Annotated in this window: 12 protein-coding genes and 1 tRNA gene; 8 read left to right on the forward strand and 5 right to left on the reverse strand. The window is 64.1% G+C overall.

Annotation, left to right across the window (positions count from 1 at the left end; genetic code table 11):
* Positions 1 to 3: 3 nt before the first annotated feature.
* The 3 genes from V6584_RS03840 to V6584_RS03850 all read right to left on the reverse strand — a co-directional run bounded on the left by V6584_RS03840 (position 4) and on the right by V6584_RS03850 (position 3,910).
* Positions 4 to 867 carry a TrmH family RNA methyltransferase gene (locus tag V6584_RS03840; protein ID WP_340469132.1) on the reverse strand — a complete coding sequence of 288 codons (864 nt, stop codon included), beginning with the start codon at positions 865 to 867 and terminating at the stop codon, positions 4 to 6.
* A 213-nt stretch (positions 868 to 1,080) separates the two neighbouring features.
* A complete protein-coding gene (locus V6584_RS03845) occupies positions 1,081 to 2,343 on the reverse strand; it encodes an MFS transporter (protein WP_340469133.1) in 1,263 nt (420 codons plus the stop codon).
* Positions 2,344 to 2,380: 37 nt separating this feature from the next.
* A complete protein-coding gene (locus tag V6584_RS03850; RefSeq protein ID WP_340469134.1) occupies positions 2,381 to 3,910 on the reverse strand; it encodes a carboxylesterase/lipase family protein in 1,530 nt (509 codons plus the stop codon).
* Positions 3,911 to 4,200: 290 nt separating this feature from the next.
* Here V6584_RS03850 and V6584_RS03855 point away from each other — a divergent pair, with 290 nt between their 5' ends.
* Positions 4,201 to 5,112, forward strand: a complete 912-nt coding sequence (locus tag V6584_RS03855) for a MerR family transcriptional regulator (RefSeq protein ID WP_340469135.1) — start codon at positions 4,201 to 4,203, stop codon at positions 5,110 to 5,112.
* 4 nt (positions 5,113 to 5,116) lie between these two features.
* Here the strand turns inward: V6584_RS03855 and V6584_RS03860 are convergent.
* Positions 5,117 to 5,204 (reverse strand) — tRNA-Leu (locus tag V6584_RS03860).
* 106 nt (positions 5,205 to 5,310) lie between these two features.
* Here V6584_RS03860 and V6584_RS03865 point away from each other — a divergent pair.
* From V6584_RS03865 to era, 6 genes are all read left to right on the forward strand, one after another.
* Positions 5,311 to 6,138, forward strand: a complete 828-nt coding sequence (locus V6584_RS03865; protein WP_340469136.1) for a 16S rRNA (uracil(1498)-N(3))-methyltransferase — start codon at positions 5,311 to 5,313, stop codon at positions 6,136 to 6,138.
* Positions 6,139 to 6,227: 89 nt separating this feature from the next.
* Positions 6,228 to 6,575 (forward strand): histidine triad nucleotide-binding protein, encoded by a 348-nt coding sequence (locus V6584_RS03870; RefSeq protein ID WP_404802625.1) that lies wholly within the window; start codon positions 6,228 to 6,230, stop codon positions 6,573 to 6,575.
* A 181-nt stretch (positions 6,576 to 6,756) separates the two neighbouring features.
* A complete protein-coding gene (locus V6584_RS03875; protein ID WP_340469139.1) occupies positions 6,757 to 8,175 on the forward strand; it encodes a PhoH family protein in 1,419 nt (472 codons plus the stop codon).
* A complete protein-coding gene (gene ybeY, locus V6584_RS03880) occupies positions 8,172 to 8,696 on the forward strand; it encodes an rRNA maturation RNase YbeY (RefSeq protein ID WP_404802587.1) in 525 nt (174 codons plus the stop codon). Before V6584_RS03875 ends, ybeY begins: the two co-directional genes overlap by 4 nt.
* Entirely contained in the window at positions 8,693 to 10,129 is a 1,437-nt protein-coding gene (locus tag V6584_RS03885; protein WP_340469140.1) for a hemolysin family protein, read from the forward strand. The genes ybeY and V6584_RS03885 overlap by 4 nt, the downstream gene beginning before the upstream one ends.
* Positions 10,119 to 11,075, forward strand: a complete 957-nt coding sequence (gene era / locus V6584_RS03890) for a GTPase Era (RefSeq protein WP_340469141.1) — start codon at positions 10,119 to 10,121, stop codon at positions 11,073 to 11,075. The genes V6584_RS03885 and era overlap by 11 nt, the downstream gene beginning before the upstream one ends.
* A gap of 99 nt (positions 11,076 to 11,174) precedes the next feature.
* Here the strand turns inward: era and V6584_RS03895 are convergent, their stop codons facing one another.
* Positions 11,175 to 13,184, reverse strand: a complete 2,010-nt coding sequence (locus tag V6584_RS03895; RefSeq protein WP_404802627.1) for an AMP-dependent synthetase/ligase — start codon at positions 13,182 to 13,184, stop codon at positions 11,175 to 11,177.
* A gap of 344 nt (positions 13,185 to 13,528) precedes the next feature.
* Here V6584_RS03895 and V6584_RS03900 point away from each other — a divergent pair, with 344 nt between their 5' ends.
* A complete protein-coding gene (locus tag V6584_RS03900) occupies positions 13,529 to 14,152 on the forward strand; it encodes a 50S ribosomal protein L25/general stress protein Ctc (protein ID WP_340469143.1) in 624 nt (207 codons plus the stop codon).
* Positions 14,153 to 14,195: the final 43 nt, after the last annotated feature.

Genomic DNA, 14,195 nt, shown 5'->3' on the forward strand with positions numbered 1-14,195 from the left:
CGCTCACCGGGGACGGGTCGCGTAGAACGCGACGGCGCTGGAGGCGGCCACGTTCAGGCTGTCCACCTGATGGCTCATGGGTATCCTGACGGTCAGGTCGGCCCGGGCGATGGTCTGCCTGGTCAGGCCGTCGCCCTCCGTGCCGAAGATGAGGGCCAGGCGGTCTATTCGGTCCGCCCGGTCCTGACCGTCCAGGCGCGCCGCCAGGTCATCCAGGCTGATCGAATCGTCACTCAGGGCCATGGCCGCAGTGGTGAAGCCAAGGTCATGCAGGTCCTTCATCCCCTGGGCCGGCCAGTAATGGACATCGTCCCCTCCGATCCGCGTCCAGGGGACCTGGAAGACCGTCCCCATGGAGACCCTGGCCGCCCTACGGTAGAGCGGGTCTGAGCAGGAGGGGGTCACCAGGACGGCATCCACTCCCAGGGCGGCGGCGGAACGCATCAGGGCCCCGATGTTGGTGTGGTCCACGATGTTCTCCATGACCGCCACCCGCCGTGCGCCCTCGCAGATTGCGGCCACGGATGGGAGTGGCCACCGTCTCATGGCGCTCAAAGCCCCCCGGTGGAGGCGGTAGCCGGTGATTCTCTTCAGCTGTTCGGGGCTGGCCACATAGACGGGGATGTCAGGTCCGAAGGCTTCGTCCACCTGGTCGAACATGGTCTGCATCCCCTCCAGCCAGGGTTCCTCAACAAGGAAGGACAGGGGCTCCACGCCGGCATCCAGGGCACGGGCTATCACTTTGGGGGATTCAGCGATGAAGAGCCCCCTGGAAGGTTCCAACCGGTTGCGCAGCTGGAGTTCGGTCAGGTGGGTGTAGGCCGCCAGCCTCTGGTCCTCGATGGAATCGACCACAACCCTGCGCATCCTGTCTCCTTCGTGTTCAAGTCCGCGGCCGGACCGGCACGGCTGCCTTTCCGACATGACAAGACGATAGACGGCATGGCCGAAAACCGGTCATGCCGTCCATCGTCACTCACTTGCTTGTCCACCCGCTTTTGGCCTGCACCGGGGCAGGATCGGCGCCTGGGCACCTACCTGCCGCAGCGGGCCTCACACGGATGGGGAGGGAGACTACTCTCAGGCCTCCTTGGCGGGCTGGGCCGCCTCCTTGTCCTCCTTGGCGATCTGCTGGGCGATCTTGCCTGCGGGACCCAGTTCGGGGATCAGGATGACGAAGAGGGCGGAGAGGAGGAAGATCAGGCTCTCCAGGCCAAGGTTGAGCACGTAGTTCTTCCCGCTGATCTGGGAGATGACCACGGGGATGATGTAGGCGCACAGGAGACCGACCGAGCTGATCAGGCCGCCGGCGCTGCCCGCATACTTGCCGCGGATTTCAGGCAGGGCGTATGGCATGGCCTGGACGATGGGCCCGTTCATGGCGCCGAAGGTCCCGGAAATGAACATGATGCAGACCAGGACGCCTACGGCCGGTGCCTTCTTCAGCATGAGGACCACGGCCCAGAAGTAGGTCATGAGGAGGGCGCCCACCAGGATGGTGCAGACCAGGTAGGTCTTCCACTTGCTCAGACGGGAGCTGATCGTGGGGCCGATGAGGGAGCCGGCGATGGAACCCAGTGCCGCTGCGGAGGCGACCAGGCCGGCCGAGGTCTTGTCGAAGCCGTTGTTGTTGATCAGGGTCTGGGGGATGAAGCCGGCGAAGGCGGTCGAGGCGGCCATGGAGAAGCCGTAGCAGAGGGCGATCAGCCAGACGTTGCGGCTCCTGGCCGCCACGTTGATGTACTTCATCGGGGACTCGGTTGCCGGGGGCAGGCTCACACCCTTTGGCGTGTCACGGATCAGGACGGCCCAGAGGACGGATGCGATGGTCAGGGCGATGGCGGCGATCAGATAGGAGCGGAAGACGCTGAAGCGTGGTGCCACCATCTGGGCCAGGATGACGCCGACGCCTGCGGACGCATAGAAGAGGCCCATGGCGATCTGGGTCTGATTGCCGAACCAGACGCTGAAGATCTTGATCAGATTGGCGTTGAGGGACGCGATGCCGGCGCCCAGCAGGAACATGGACAGCATCTGCATGGGGAAGTTCAGGCCGTAGGTCCTCACGAAAGCGCCGATGACGGCGATGGCCAGCCCGCCCAGGACCACCTTCTTGGGCCCGATGCGGTCGCCGACCGTCCCCATGGGGATGCTGAGGAAGACTGCCGTCAGCATGGGCATGAGCAGGAGCATGGAGAAGCCGCTGGGCTCGATGTGGAGCATGGGCATCAGGTAGACGGCCAGGGCCGAGATCTGATACTGCATGTAGTTCGACAGGATGCCGATCAGGCAGACGACCGCCGCGATGACCCAGCGGTAGTTCGATTGTTTCTTTTCGTTCATTTTCTCTCCCTCCACTGCACTCAGTGGAATCGGAATGTCACTTGCTTTCAGGGCCCTCGTCCAGGAGGCACTCCTCGAAGGCGGGCCGCAGGAGGTCCATGTTCTTCTTGTTGACGTCCCTCTCGAGCTTCCAACCCTCCTCGTTGATCACCATGGTGTCCGGGTGCTCGGGGCTGTAATCGGTCCACCGGTCACCCCTGCCGGAGACGGGCTCGCCGTTTGCCGCGAAGGAGCACCAGGCATCGTTCATCTCGTCGGCGAGATGCATCGGGGGAACCTCCCCGGTCATCGTCTTGGGCAGGTCGGGACGCTGGGTGTTGTGCAGGACGAAGGGGAGCTCGATGGCGTGGCAGGATCCCATGCCAGGAATCTTGGAGGCGTAGGTGAACAGGTACTGGTAGACCTTGTTGTACTTGGACTGGTACTCGCACATGAGGTTGGTGCCCACCCTGAAGCCGATCTGGTTGGTGTACTCCAGGTAGCGGGCGGCAGGGTCCTGGTCGGGATAGGTCTGCGCCCACAGCTTCTCGTACTTGTCCGAATCGAGCTTCCCGTCGAAGTGGAAGATGGCCTGGTGATGCCAGAAGTCCGGCATTTCGTTGGCGAAGTCCTTGAAGTAGAGCTTCCAGTAAGCGAATTCGTCGGCGTTGCAGCCCATCAGGATCTCCACGTCCTTGGCGGCGCCGTCCTTGAAGGCCTTCATGGGCTTGGCGGGCAGGTAGTCGCCGTCCGTGGTGGGGGCGAAGATCAGGGAGATCTCGTGGATGTGCTTGGCGAAGAAATCACCGGTGAACTTCATCATGATGTCACCGACGGGGACGGCGGCCAGTTCCTGTGCCGTCTTGCAGCCCATCATCTCCATGAACTCATGGGCGTAGGGCGCCGTGGACTCGGGGGTGTTGTAGAGCTGGATGGGGCCGGACTCGCCGATCGCCCTCTGGAAGAGGCCCTTGGCGGCAGGAGTCACCGACAGGAGCATGGTGGAACCCGACCCGCAGGATTCACCGAAGACCGTGACCCGGTCGGGGTCGCCGCCGAAGTAGGAGATGTTCTCCTTCACCCAGCGCAGGGCGGCCACCTGGTCCATGAGTCCCAGATACCCGGACTGGCGGTACTCCTCGCCCCCCGGCAGGGAGGCCAGGTTCATGTATCCGAAGAGGTTGACACGGTAGTTGATGGTCACCAGGACCACGTCGTTGCGGTCGGTGAAATTGGTCCCGTCATACATGGGGTCGGAGGAGCCGCCCTCCACGTAAGCGCCGCCATGGATGAAGACCATGACGGGGAGCTTGTCGGCCTTGGAGTTCTTCACCCAGACGTTCAGGGTCAGGCAGTCCTCGCTCTGCTGGCGGCGGGAGGCGTACATGACCGGGTCGTACTTCTGCAGGGCGGAGTTGCCGAACCTGGTGCAGTCCCTGACCCCCTCTTCGGGATCAAGGGGTTCCGGAGCCTTCCAACGCAGAGGACCGACCGGGGGCTTTGCATAGGGGATGCCCAGGTAGGCCTCTGTCCCCTTCTGCGTGGTCAGACCCACATAGGTCATACGGTCCGTTTTGACGGTAGGCATGTCTTCTTCCTTTCATCGTTCAGGGGGATGGAATCAGCGAACGCATCATCGCCATCCCTCGGGATGCGCCGGAAACAGCATATTGTCTGGACTTGCACCAGGGTCAAATCAGTCTCGGCCGTGGGTGCGGCCCTCGTCGACGGCCGCGCCTGCAACCCCGCCCCGCCTTGGAACCGCCGAGAAGACGATGATAAGATTTTCTCCGTGCGGGTCGTGGAGTGGTCTGCTGGGCGGCCGGACAACTCCTGTGCCGGACAAGACTTTGAATCGGGCATTCCAGCGAGGTGGCAATGACGGAGTTCAAGAGGTTGATTGAGAACGGATACACGATCAGGCAGACGGCGGACATCTATGGGGTCACCGTGGACACCCTCTACTACTACGAACGGCATGGTCTGGTCGTGCCCAAGCGGAACCCCGTCAACGGATACCGGCTCTACGGGCCCGAGGACTTCGCCCGCCTCAACGTCATCCGTGCCATGCGCTCGCTGGACTTCGACCTGGACCAGATAGGACGTTACCTGGAGAACCGCTCCTTCCGATCCACCGTGGGGATCATCGACGAGGAGATCACCCGGATAGACAGGCAGGCCGAGTACCTCTCGTCAGTAAAGAGGGGGCTCTTGGAGAGCCTGCAGAAGTACACCTGGGCCATGACCGCCGTCTCCCACCCCAGCACGGAAATCAGGAGGGAGCCTGTCCGCCACTGCGCCCTGGTCTCCGACGAGCTGGTCAAGTACGAGGACATCCCTTACGCCTTCGCCCGTTATACGGCGGATCACCATGAGAAGCTGCAGGTGCTGAACACCTTGAACTGCTACCGGGTGGACACCAGCAGGACCTTCAAGGGCTGCTTTTTGGCCAAGGCCATACTCCTGTACTGCCACGACCCCTCCTTCAAGGGGGATTACGACCTGCCCGCCGGCGACTACGCATGCTTCACCTTCTCGGGGAGCTTCTCGCGCTGCAAGGAGATATACGACCGGATGGTGGGGGACCTGTCACGCATGGGATACGAGGAGGCGGGCGACCCCCTGGAGTTCTGCCTGATTGGGGAGTATGAATCCGACGATTTCGACGAATACGTCAGCAGGATCGAGATTCCTGTCAGGCCGAAGAAGGGGCTGGAGGAGAATGGGAATCATCAGGCAGGAAAACCACGCGCAGGCCTGGCCGACCATGCCGGGTCAGACAGACCCTGATAAGTGTCCGGAACGGGAGTTGAACCCGTACGCCTGTATAAAATAGGCACTAGCACCTCAAGCTAGCGCGTCTACCATTCCGCCACCCGGACAGTGCTTGTGAGCACAAGCCTCACAACGAAAGTCACTATAGCATGTTCCGTGATTTCCCGCACCGGGGTGTCATCGCGTGTCGTGAAGGGGAGTAGCCTGAAGAGCATGACAGCACCGCTCTTCCTCTTCGACCCTGCCCACGACGACACCCCCCTGGCCAGCGACGAGCTTCATGCGGGCTGGCGGCTCTCCCTGCCGGAGCATGTCCGCCGGCATGCCATACAGGTCATGAGGATGGCTGAGGGAGACCGGCTCCGCTTGAGCGACGGGGAGGGCCTGCTCATCCAGGCCACCATCCGTGACGGTGCCAGCGGCCTGGTCGAAATAGACCAGGTGGGCAGGCAGGCCGGACCCAGGGTCCGTCTGGGACTGATCCAGGCCCTGGCCAAGGGAGGGCGTGACGAATCGGCGATAGAGGCGGCCACCCAGCTGGGTGTGGACAGGGTGACCCCCTGGCAGGCCGACAGGTCCATCGCACGCTGGAAGGCGGGCAGGACGGACCGGCGTTGGGAACAGGTCCTGGTTGCCGCCACCGAGCAGTCCCGCCGCACATGGAAGCCCCTTCTGACCCCCATGGTCACCAGCCGGGGGCTGGCCGATGACTGCCGTCAGGCAGCCGGCAGGGGGGACCTGACCGTCGTCCTCCATCAGGACGCGGCCGAAGGCTTCAACAGGATCGAGGAGATGGCCGCCGGAGTCGCAGAGGGGGGCACGGTGCGTGTCGTAGTGGGACCCGAAGGGGGGATCAGTGACGGCGAGGCCGAGGCCCTGACCGGGGCAGGGGCCGTGGCCTGCACCCTGGGGACCAACATTTTGAGGGCCTCCACCGCTGGCCCTGCGGCCCTGGCCCTCCTGGCCAGGATCCTGGGCAGGTTCGACCGGGCGGAAGGCCGGGGACCAAGGCCTGCTTCCGGTCTTGGCCTTCCGGCGTAATATCCGCCTGGGGCCCTAGAATGGTGGTCAGCCGGGCGGCCTGGACATCAGTGGGTCCGCCCTCAGGAAGGTCCGTCTATCGGGGAGGTATCGTGAGCGATTCTGATGAGGGCAGGGACTGCATCTTCTGCAAGATCATCCGGGGTGACATACCCAGCACCAAGGTCTATGAGGACGACCTCACCTATGCCTTCAACGACGCCCACCCCAAGGCCAGGGTCCATGTACTGGTAGTCCCCAAGAAGCATTACGCCGATGTGAACGAGCTGGCCCAGGCCGACCCCTCCCTCCTGGCCCATATGGTGTCTGTCGCCCAGGGAATCGCCGACAAGGTCTATCACGGCAATTTCCGCATGGTCTTCAACACCGGTGAGGATGCCGGCCAGTCCGTCTTCCATGTGCATGCCCACGTTCTGACCGGGGAGAAGATGGCTTGATCCCTGGGAACCGGCGCACTGGAGGGCGCCCCGGGACCTGTCGGCAGGAGGCGGGTCAGGGGGGCCCGACCCTTGAGGGGGCACCTGCACCTTTATCTGATCGGCCGGGCCGGGTGAGGGGGCCTGCCCGGGCATGGGGACACCGGCCCAGGATTGGGGAAGATCGTCAGGGAAGGAAAGCGTGGCAGTAACTACACGAGTGATCGTCATACCCGAGGACCTCGATCCCGTCAGCGTGTTGGGACCAGACGATGCAGTGATCAGGAAGGTCGAGCAGGCCTTCCCCTTGGTGCTCACCCTCATCAGGGGGAACAGGATCACCCTGCAGGCGACCAGTGGTGCCGCCAATTCCCAGGCGGCGCAGGCCCAGGACCTGATTGATTCCCTTATCGGAGCCGCCTACCAGGCCCCTCTGGATGCCGGCCAGGTCGAGGGGATTCTCGATCGTCGGCGCCTGTGGACGGGGGACGGGGCCGTCGAGGTCGGTTCCGGCAATTCCCAGGCCGCCGGTTCCCCGGAGGTGGAAGTGGACCCCGAATCACCCCGGAAGGGTGACGGGGGATGTCCCGCCCCTGGTGAAGGTCCGGCGGACCGTGGGCCGTCCCGCGATGGCCGGCGGGGTCTGGACGGGTCCCGCAGGGGCGGCGACGACATCGGCCATGGCCGGGACCATGGCCAGGCCGCCCATGCCCTGTCGGGGCAGATGACGGATGGGACTGCTGACACCCCGGGCGGCAGGGCCTCATCGGGTGGGCCCGCCTCCTCCATGCCCCCTTCTGACACCAGGCCCCATGCCGATTCGCCGGCGCGAAGCGGGCATGGGGGGGTCCTGCCCGTGCGGGGGGCCGCCCTGGCATATTCGGCCAAGGGGCCCATACGTCCGAAGACCGCAGGCCAGGTGTCCTACATCAACGCCATCACAACCCACACCATCACCTTCGGCATAGGGCCTGCCGGAACGGGCAAGACCTACCTGGCCGTGGCCAAGGCCGTGCAGTCCTTCCGGTCCAAGCAGGTCAGCCGGATCATACTCACCAGGCCGGCCGTCGAAGCGGGGGAAAGTCTCGGCTTCCTCCCCGGTTCCCTGACCGACAAGGTCGACCCTTACCTCCGCCCCCTCTACGACGCCCTTTCGGACATGTTGGGGCCGGAACATCTGCGCCGCCACCTGGCTGACGGGACCATCGAGGTGGCCCCCCTGGCCTACATGAGGGGGAGGACCCTGAACGACGCCTTCGTGATCCTGGACGAGGCGCAGAACACGACCCGGCAGCAGATGAAGATGTTCCTGACCAGACTGGGGTTCAACACCCGCATGGTGATAACCGGCGACGTGACCCAGGTGGACCTCGGCCTGCCTGTTTCGGGTCTGGCCACCATAGAGCCTGTCCTGGGGAGGATAGACGACATCGCCTTCGTCCACCTGGGCGCAGCCGACGTGGTCAGGCACAGGCTGGTGGGAGAGATAGTCCAGGCCTATGAGAGGGCGGACAGGGTGCGCCGGACCCGAAGGGGAGAGGCGGGCCGGACCCCTGCAGGGGACGCCGACGGGCCCGACGGACGCGAGCCCGCCCACATGGAGGGGGGAGAAGGGGCATGAGCATAGACGTCGCCAACGAGACTCCATGGAGAATCGACCTGAAGACCTTCTCGGACCTGGGTGTGTGGATCCTGGACCAGATGAAGGTCAGCACCCAGTCCGACATGAACATCATCTTCATCGACCCCCAATCCATGGCGGCCCTGCACGAGAGGTGGATGGACCTGAAGGGGCCGACCGATGTGATGAGCTTCCCCATGGACGAGCTGGAACCCGGCGACGGGGAGACCACGGTCGAAGGGATCCTGGGGGACATAGTGATCTGCCCCTGGGTGGCCTCACAGCAGGCCTTGGCGGCCGGGCATTCGACCATGGAGGAGATGCTCCTCCTGGCAATCCACGGTACCCTCCACCTCCTCGGCTACGACCATGCGGGCAGGGAGCAGGAGGCGCAGATGTTCGGCCTGCAGCGCCAACTCCTCCTGACCTTCCTGGCCCAGAGGCAGGGTCCCATGCAGGAGGTCCTGCCCCCCTCCGAGGGCCCCCGCGATTCAGGACCCGGGAAAGGAGCCAGATCATGACAACAGGCAAGATCGCCGTGGTCGCGGTCATGGCCGTGGTCATCCTCCTCCTGGTAGGCCTCTCCCTGGTGATGGCGGCCGCCGAGGGGGCCGTCACACGGGTGACCAGGTCCAGCCTCAACAACCTGATCCTGGGCCTGCAGACCGATTCGGAACTGACCCAGTTCACCAGGATGAAGCGGGTGGACAAGGTCCACAAGGCCCAACACCTGATTTCGGACCGTCATGCCACGGTCAGTGGGTGCGCCTACTTCAGGATCATCTGCGACATCCTGGTCGGTGTCCTGGTCGTCCTCATCGCCCAGGCCTGCGGACTGCTCTTCTGGGAGCAACTCCTCTGCGGGCTGGTGGCCTCCATCCTCATAGCCGTCCTCTCCGTCAGGGTCGGGCCCAGGACCAACGGCAGCCGCCAGCCCTTCGACATCCTCCTGCGGTACGTCAGGATCATATCCGTGGCCGTGGCCCTCACCCCCTTCAAGAGGATCCGGCCGATGGACAGGCCGATCAGGTCAGGCAGGGGGGGTGACCTGTCGGACGACGAAGAACTCGAGAAGATCCAGATCGAGCAGGGCAGGGCCATGGTGGACCAGCTGGTCGAGGCCGGAGCCTTCGATCCCGAGATATCCGAGATGCTCAAGAACGTCCTGACCCTGTCGACCACCCTGACCAGGGAGATCATGGTGCCCAGGACCGACATGATCTGCGTCAGTGCGGATGCCACCCTGCAGACGGCGCTCAAGCTCTTCTCCAGGTCAGGTTTCTCGCGCATACCCGTCATCGGCGAGGATGTGGACGACCTGATCGGGATCGCCTACCTCAAGGATGTGGTCCGGGCCGTCGCCTTCAACCGGGGGGCTGGCGGCCGGACAATCAGATCCGTCACCCGCAAGCCGGTCCTGGTCCCCGAGTCCAAGCCGGTGGACGACCTCTTCCACTACATGCAGAAGTCCCGCCACCACCTGGCGGTCGTCGTCGACGAGTACGGGGGGATAGCAGGCCTGGTAACCATAGAGGACGCCATCGAACAGATAGTCGGAGAGCTGGAGGATGAACACGACAGGGTCCAGCACGACGAGCCCAAGAAAATCGGAAAGTACCGCTGGAGTCTCCCCGCCCGCACCTCCATCGGCGACCTCGAGGAGCTCTTCGAGATAGACATAGACGAGGATGACGTGGACACGGTCTACGGCCTGCTCACCAAGCTCCTCGGCTCGGTGCCGGTGGTCGGGTCCACTGCCGTCACCAGGGGGATCAGACTGACCGCCGCAGGCACGGCCGGCCGGCGGAAGAAGATATCGACCATCATCGTCGAGCCGGCGGCCGATTCGGACATAGAGCTCGACGAAGACGGTTCGGCCTCCAACATGCTCCCCGACGGGGACGGGCAGGAGGGATCGGACAAGGACGACACGGAGGAGAAGCATGGAGACTGACGAAAGGACCGAACCGGGACAGGAGGCACCCTACCATTCCGGTTTCGTGGCCGTGGTCGGCCGCCCCAACGTCGGCAAGTCCACCCTGATGAACGCCCTGGTCGGCAGGAGGGTGGCCATAGCCTCCTCCCGCCCCGAGACCACCAGGAAGGCGATCAGGGGGATCATGACCGTGGATGGGGCCCAGGTGGTACTGGTCGACACACCCGGCATCCACCGGCCCCGTACCCTGCTCGGCCAGAGGTTGAACGATGTCGTGGAGGCATCCCTGGCCGACGTGGATGCCGTGGCCTTCCTCCTGCCCGCCGACCAGGACCTGGGCCCGGGGGACCGCAGGATCCTCAGCCGGCTGAGATCCGATTTCGCCGTCAAGCAGGGGGACGGGACCTGGAAGTGGAAGATTCCGCTGATCGCGGTCCTGACCAAGATAGACCGTCTGGACCGGGACCAGCTGGTGGACAAGCTGATCGCCGTCAACGAATTCGCGGACTTCAGCCAGATCGTCCCGGTCAGCGCCCTTCGGGAGGACAACGTGGAAGAGGTCAGGCAGGTCTTGATCGACGCCATGCCGGAGGGTCCACAGATGTACCCGGCAGAACAGGTGACCGAGGAGGGGAGGGAGGACACCATCGCCGAGCTGGTGCGAGGTGCCTTCCTCGAGGAGCTGGATGACGAGCTGCCCCACTCCCTGGCCGTGGTCGTCGACGAGATCGAACCGGGACACGACGGGCAAAAGGCCCTGGTCAGGGTTTCCATCTACGTGGAGAGGGACTCTCAGAAGCCCATCATCATCGGGCGGGGGGCGGAGCACCTGGTGGCCGTCAAGAAGAAGCTGAGGACGGCCGTCAACCGCGCCGTCGGCGAGAAGGCCAAGCTGGACCTCCACGTCAAGGTGGCCAAGAACTGGCAGGGCGATCCAAGGCTCCTGCAGAAGCTGGGCTTCTGACCCCTGACGCCTCCTGCGAAAAGGATGGCAATTGCAGGAGGGCCTGGCCGGGGGTCATTCCCGGCCAGGCCCTCCTATGCGTGAAGGCGCCCCCTGCAATCACCTCGGCAGGGCGGACTTCTTGGGCACGTACATCTGGGTGTCCAGGAGTTCGGCATAGCGCTTGATGACCGCCGGCCTCTTCACCTTCATCGAGGCCGTCATCAGCCCGTTCTCCTGGCTGAACTCCTCGGGGAGGATGATGAACTTGCGCACCGATTCGGCCCGGGACACCCCCTCATTGGCCTTGTCCACGTACTTCTGGACCTCTGCCCTGACCACGGCGTTGGTGGTGGCCTCGACCAGGGGCATGTTCTCGTCCAACCCCTTTGAGGCCAGCCAGGGCCTGAGGGCACCCTCGTCCAGGGTGACCAGGGCGGAGATGAAGGGGCGTTTGTCGCCCAGGACCAGTGCCTGGGAGACGATCTCGGAACGTTCGATGACCTCTTCTATGGGCCTGGGGGAGACGTTCTTGCCGCCGGCCGTGATGATCAGGTCCTTCTTGCGGCCCGTCAGGTAAAGGAAACCGTCGTCGGAGAGCCGTCCCAAATCGCCGGTGGCGTACCAGCCGTCCTGGGTGAAGGCGCTCCGGGTGGCCTCCTCGTTCTTGTGATACCGGTGGAAGACGCAGGTCCCCTTGATCTGGATCTCACCATCCTCCGCCACCCTGATGGTGAAGCCCGGGAAGGGAATCCCCACAGAACCCTTGTGGAAGGGGGTGCCCAGCGGGCTGAATGCGCAGGGGGCGGTGGTCTCGGTCAGGCCGTAACCCTCGTAGACCGGAACCCTGGCCCCGCGGAAGAAGCTCAGGAGCTGGGGGTCAAGGGGGGCCCCTCCGGACACGATCCACTTGGTCCTGCCTCCGAGCACCTGCCGGAGGGACTTGTAGACGATGGGGTCGTACACGGCCCTCAGGGCCGCATCCTTCCTGGTCGGCCACCCCTGCCGCGAAATGTCGTCCATGTAGCTGCGGGCGGCGCGGGCCGCACCTGCGAAAATCTCCCCCTTGGGCCCATGCCCGGCCTTCTGCGAGGCCGCATTGTAGACCTTTTCGAAAACCCTGGGTACGCCGATGATCACCGTGGGCTTGGATTCCTGAAGGTCAGGCAGGAGGGTCCTGAGCCCGGAGGAGAGGTAGACATGCATGGCCCCGTAGATGACCGCGTAACTGATCGCCCTGGCGAAGGTGTGGGCCTGGGGGAGGAAGAGGAGGATCGAGCTGTCGGGGTCCAGGGTCAGATTGGGTATGAAGGCGTTGAGGTTGCGGGCCAGCTGGCAGTAGTGCTCATGAGTCATTTCCACCCCCTTCGGGGCTGCGGTTGAACCCGAGGTGTAGACCACGGAGCACAGGTCGGTCTTCTTGACGGCGTCGATCCTGGCATCCAATTCGGCATCGCTGATGGATTCCCCGTAAGCCTGCAGCTCCTGGAGGGCGCCTGAGTCAAGGCAGGCCACCGTCTCCAGGGTGGGGCACTCCTCTTTGGCCCCCTCGGCCTTCTCCCTCATCTCTGTGGTCTGCACGATCAGGAAGCGGGCATCTGAGTTCTTGACGATCAGGCGGATCTGATCGGCCGAATCCGTGTCGTAGATGGTTGCGATGACCCCCCCGATGGACAGGACGGCCGCGTCCACGATGTCCCATTCATAACTGGTGCGGCACATGAAGGCGACCGCATCGCCCTTTTTCAGTCCGTAGTGGATGAACCCCTTGGCCGTGGTCCTGATGTCATGCATGATCTGCCGGCCGGTCCGGTAGGTCCATTCGCCATCCTCACAGAAATGGAGGACCGGCTCGTCCGGCGTCCTGCGGGCGCGGTCGGCATAGAGGTCGTAGACGGTCATGTCGTCGGGGACCGGCCCCACCCCCTCGGTCGTCGCGTTGATCAGGCCCGTGACCGGGTCGATGGAGGTGGTCGTGGGATAGTCGGGCGACCAGTAGTGCGTGTTGGGCAGGCCAGGGTGTGCGGACTGCCCAGCCGCCACCTGGTCGGCAGGGGGCTGGTCGGTCAGATCGGACCGGGCGTCGTCATGGATGCGAACCTGGCCATCGGCCTGGTCGAGTTTTTCCATGACATAGGACTTGACCGAGTTGAATAACGGCACCTTTACTCCTTACAAACAGACGATATCTTGTACATTAGCCTGATATGTGGAGAAGGACAGGGGGACCGGGCGGGGCGGTGCCGGCGGCCCGGGTATCCTGTCCGCCCTGCCCCCATGCGCGTTCTGACAGATCCCGCCAAGCCAGGTGTTTTCCATCCCCCGTGGTATATTCATTCCAGGCTTTGGCGAGGGAGACCTTTGGACGGTCTCCGTTATCGACTCGGCGTGATTCACCGGCCGTCCCTGACGGTCTCGATCCGACGCGGCGATGCGCCAATGACTCAAGACGAACACCAGTCAAGGAGTGAATCATGGCGAACACCATCAAGTTGAGCGGTCAGGTCCGCGACGAGTTCGGCAAGGGAGCGGCCCGCCGCATGAGGGTGGCGGGGGAGATTCCGGCCACCGTATACGCAGGAGGCGCTCAGCCCGATTACATCAAGCTCCCCATGAGGGAGACCACCCTGGCCCTGCGCCGCGCCAACGCCCTGTTCAGCATCAACTTCGGCGGCAAGACCAAGATGGCCGTGGTCAAGGATGTGCAGCGCAACCCGGTCAAGCGCCAGATCGAGCACATCGACTTCTACGAGGTCCGTGCGGGCGAGAAGATGACAGTCGAGGTGCCCGTCTTCATCAACGGGGAAACCAAGGGGGCCGCCGTCGCCTTCATCGACATGCAGAACCTGCAGATCCGCGCCGACGTCACCAACCTCCCCGAGCGCATCGACGTCAGTGTGGAGGGCCTGTCCGACGGAGACAAGATCCTGGCCAAGGACGTCAAGCTGCCTGAGGGCGCCGAGCTGGTCATCGACGACCCGGAGGATTCGGTCATCACGGTCGAGGTGCCCAAGGAAGAGGCCATCGAGGAACCTGCTGCGGCCACGGCCGAAGCCGAGGCCGCCCCGGCCGCCGAGTCGGCCGACACCCAGGAGTGAAGCCGGTCCTGAAAGTTCATCAGGGGCGGGGGGCCGGAGGGGG

The organism is Bifidobacterium favimelis, from assembly GCF_037963085.1.
Classification (GTDB): Bacteria; Actinomycetota; Actinomycetes; order Actinomycetales; family Bifidobacteriaceae; genus Bombiscardovia; species Bombiscardovia favimelis.

Coding starts and splice junctions, on each gene's coding strand:
- V6584_RS03900 (WP_340469143.1), top strand. CDS start 13,529: ATGGCGAACACCATCAAGTTGAGCGGTCAGGTCCGCGACGAGTTCGGC.
- V6584_RS03895 (WP_404802627.1), bottom strand. CDS start 13,184: ATGGAAAAACTCGACCAGGCCGATGGCCAGGTTCGCATCCATGACGAC.
- V6584_RS03855 (WP_340469135.1), top strand. CDS start 4,201: ATGACGGAGTTCAAGAGGTTGATTGAGAACGGATACACGATCAGGCAG.
- V6584_RS03865 (WP_340469136.1), top strand. CDS start 5,311: ATGACAGCACCGCTCTTCCTCTTCGACCCTGCCCACGACGACACCCCC.
- V6584_RS03840 (WP_340469132.1), bottom strand. CDS start 867: ATGCGCAGGGTTGTGGTCGATTCCATCGAGGACCAGAGGCTGGCGGCC.
- V6584_RS03850 (WP_340469134.1), bottom strand. CDS start 3,910: ATGCCTACCGTCAAAACGGACCGTATGACCTATGTGGGTCTGACCACG.
- era (WP_340469141.1), top strand. CDS start 10,119: ATGGAGACTGACGAAAGGACCGAACCGGGACAGGAGGCACCCTACCAT.
- ybeY (WP_404802587.1), top strand. CDS start 8,172: ATGAGCATAGACGTCGCCAACGAGACTCCATGGAGAATCGACCTGAAG.
- V6584_RS03845 (WP_340469133.1), bottom strand. CDS start 2,343: ATGAACGAAAAGAAACAATCGAACTACCGCTGGGTCATCGCGGCGGTC.
- V6584_RS03885 (WP_340469140.1), top strand. CDS start 8,693: ATGACAACAGGCAAGATCGCCGTGGTCGCGGTCATGGCCGTGGTCATC.